4 protein-coding genes are annotated in these 3,078 nt (G+C 38.9%); all 4 read right to left on the bottom strand.

Annotated features, from left to right (window positions below):
• A partial coding sequence (gene alr / locus AC220I_RS20600) for an alanine racemase (protein ID WP_486725745.1) occupies positions 1–764 on the bottom strand: 764 nt, incomplete at its 3' end.
• Between the two features lie 261 nt (positions 765–1,025).
• Entirely contained in the window at positions 1,026–1,775 is a 750-nt protein-coding gene (gene trpA / locus AC220I_RS20595; protein ID WP_486725744.1) for a tryptophan synthase subunit alpha, read from the bottom strand.
• Positions 1,762–2,931 (bottom strand): tryptophan synthase subunit beta, encoded by a 1,170-nt coding sequence (trpB, locus tag AC220I_RS20590; RefSeq protein ID WP_486725743.1) that lies wholly within the window; start codon positions 2,929–2,931, stop codon positions 1,762–1,764. The genes trpA and trpB overlap by 14 nt, the downstream gene beginning before the upstream one ends.
• A gap of 13 nt (positions 2,932–2,944) precedes the next feature.
• The gene (gene trpF, locus AC220I_RS20585; RefSeq protein ID WP_486725746.1) at positions 2,945–3,073 is read right to left on the bottom strand and encodes a phosphoribosylanthranilate isomerase; all 129 of its coding nucleotides are present in this window, start codon (positions 3,071–3,073) and stop codon (positions 2,945–2,947) included.
• Between the last annotated feature and the right edge of the window lie 5 nt (positions 3,074–3,078).

The following is a 3,078-nucleotide window of genomic DNA, read 5'->3' as shown; positions in this document are numbered from 1 at the left end:
GTAACAAATCTCATGATTGGAAGCAATTCAAAGGGTGTCGGTCTACTACAATAACCATATAATAAGGCGCCCATTCTGATCATATCATAACGTTTTTCAGGATAAGCCACGGCGCCAATGCTATCACATATATGTTTAAGGGGAATTTTAATCCCTCTATTATTTAAATGCTCAATAAGGGCTTCAAATTTTTCAAACTGCATATTGTCAGAAACTTGGTCCTTTAAGGCCAAATGAGAAAAGATACCTTCAACTTCTAGCCCTTTAAGCGCTGTCATGGTTTCTATTTCTTCAACTGCTTTAATGTGGTCTTTATAGCCCAAACGATTAAATCCTGTGTCAATTTTCACATGAACCTTGGCTTTTAAATGATTTCTTTGAGCAATTTCACTGATTGCTATGGCAGCATCAAGTGAAAATACAGTCATTGTGATATTGGCCTTTATGGCTGACTCAAAATCAGCTGAATGAGTAACCCCCATGACCATGATTGGAAAATCACTATAGATGCCCATTTTTACAAAATAACGCCTTATACTCAAAGCTTCTCTTACGTTGGCAACCATTAAATAATGACAGCCAAGTTCTGCAAGTTCATGAGAGATTGTATGTAGATCATGTCCATATGCATTTGCCTTTACGACGCCTGCAATTAGAACTTTTTCGTCAACATTTTGTTTTAGCCCCATAAAATTTTGCTTAAGTAAATCTAAATCAATTTCCACCCTGGTTCCCATGAGTTTGCTACGATTTTCAAGTTCCACATCTCACTCCTAAAGAATTTGTCATAACTAAAGATTATGCAATTACGATGCCATTTTCTAGTCCTTGCAATCCCTCTAATATCCGAGTATCCAATGCTCTAACCATCATTGTTTTCCGAAACTCAAGAAATAATATCCTAACTTTGGGACATTCTCTAACACGATTTCCTTTATCGTAGCAGTTTTTAATCCTCAAGACAAGAAGAATCAAGTTAGTTTCAATGCCCCAAAAAAGGAAATCCAATTGGATTTCCCTTTTTATTAAATGCCTATAATATTTCTGATTTCAGTTACTTTTCCCGCTTCCCTAAGTTCGATGAACCGGCTTGCGATTACAACGCCGTCCACAACCTTGGTAAATTCTACAATATCTTCCTTTGTTCTAATGCCAAAGCCCGCAACGACAGGTGTTTCAGTATATTTTTTAATTTTTTCATTCATTAAGGTTACCTCCTTCAAATCTGGTTTTTGTGTGCCTGTAATGCCTTTAACCGCAACTAAATATATAAAAGCACTGGCATTTTTTACAATCTGTTCTATGCGTTTTTCGCTTGTTGTTAAAGCAATCAAAGAGATTAGGTGCATCTTGTATTGACGTGCTATTTTTCTGTAATCATCTGCTTCTTCATGAGGTAAGTCTGGAATAATTAGTCCCTGAACACCTGCTTGTGATAGGGCTTCACAGGCCTTTTCAAATCCATACTGATAAATCGGATTAAGGTAGGTCATGACAACCATAGGAATATCCGTTTCTTGTCGTAAAATCCTTGCAAATCGTATCACATCACTAAAAGTCGTTTTGCATTTTAATGCTCTAAGGCCAGCTTTTAAAATGGTTTCACCATCAGCTGCCGGATCGGAAAATGGCATTCCAAGTTCCAGTAAATCAATACCGCTCTCCACAAGGTAACGCGCATAATTCAAGCTCTCTTCAAAGCCGCCATCACCCACCATCACGTAGGAAATAACCTTGCTTTTATCTTTTTTAAAAACTGCTTCAATTGTTCTCATTGTAATACTCCTTTATTGTTTCGACATCCTTATCGCCTCTACCTGACAAGTTGATTACCAAGGTCTCATCAGAAGACATTTCCCTTGCCAACTTCATACCATAAGCCACAGCATGTGCACTTTCAAGTGCCGGGATGATGCCCTCAGTCTTACAAAGGACATCAAACGCCTCAAGAGCCTCTTGGTCACTGATGGGTTTGTAAGTGACTCTTCCAATATCATTTAGATGGCTATGCTCTGGTCCAATACCCGGATAATCTAGACCTGCGGATATAGAATAAGCCTCTTCAATTTGACCATCTTCATCTTGTAACAAATAGGTTTTCGTCCCATGAAGAACCCCGATTCGACCGCCATTGATTGAACATGCATGTTGCCCAGTATGAATGCCCTTACCCGAGGCTTCTATGCCAAATAGTCTAACAGAATCTATGGCTATGAAGGGTTCAAACATACCAATGGCATTACTGCCCCCGCCAACACATGCAACGATCGCTGTAGGGTGTTTTCCTTCTTTCTCATGATGTTGAGCCAAAGTCTCTCGACCTATGATGCGTTGAAAATACTTGACAATCTCTGGATATGGTGCTGGTCCGATTGCTGAACCAATGATATAGTGGGTATCCTCAATATTTGCAGCCCAGTACTTAAGGGCTTCATTTGTTGCATCCTTTAGCACTTTACTTCCAGATTCAACAGGGATTACTTCTGTACCCAGCAACTCCATTCTAAAGACATTGAGCTTTTGCCTTTTCATATCCTCCACACCCATAAAGACCTTACATTCAAGTCCCAATAACGCTGAAGCAGTTGCCGTTGCTACACCATGCTGACCTGCACCGGTTTCAGCAATAACCTTTTTCTTGCCCATTTCTTTGGCAATTAAGGCCTGACCAATTGCATTATTGATTTTATGGGCCCCAGTATGATTTAAATCTTCTCTTTTTAAGTAAATCTTCGCGCCACCACATTTTTGAGTCAGGTTTTCTGCAAGATAAAGCGGATTTTCACGTCCAACATACTGTTTCATATAATACTCATACCTTGCATTAAAATCTTTATTTGTTTTAAGCTGTTCAAAGGTTTCTTCAAGTTCTAAGACAGCCTCCATTAAAATTTCAGAAATATATCTGCCACCGTATTCACCATACTTCATATACTGCTCCTCTCTAAATTTGCTTGCAGACATCTGCCGAAAGACAACTGTCTATAAACGCTTTCATCTTATTTTGATTTTTCTGGCCTTCTAGCTCAACACCGGAACTTACATCCACTGCAAAAGGATGATAATCTTTAATGAGTT

It is taken from the genome of Fusibacter sp., from assembly GCF_057447755.1.
The sequence above is the reverse complement of the archived record's forward strand: the minus strand, read 5'-3'. Positions and strand labels throughout refer to the sequence as shown.

Coding starts and splice junctions, on each gene's coding strand:
- trpB (WP_486725743.1), bottom strand. CDS start 2,931: ATGAAGTATGGTGAATACGGTGGCAGATATATTTCTGAAATTTTAATG.
- trpA (WP_486725744.1), bottom strand. CDS start 1,775: ATGAGAACAATTGAAGCAGTTTTTAAAAAAGATAAAAGCAAGGTTATT.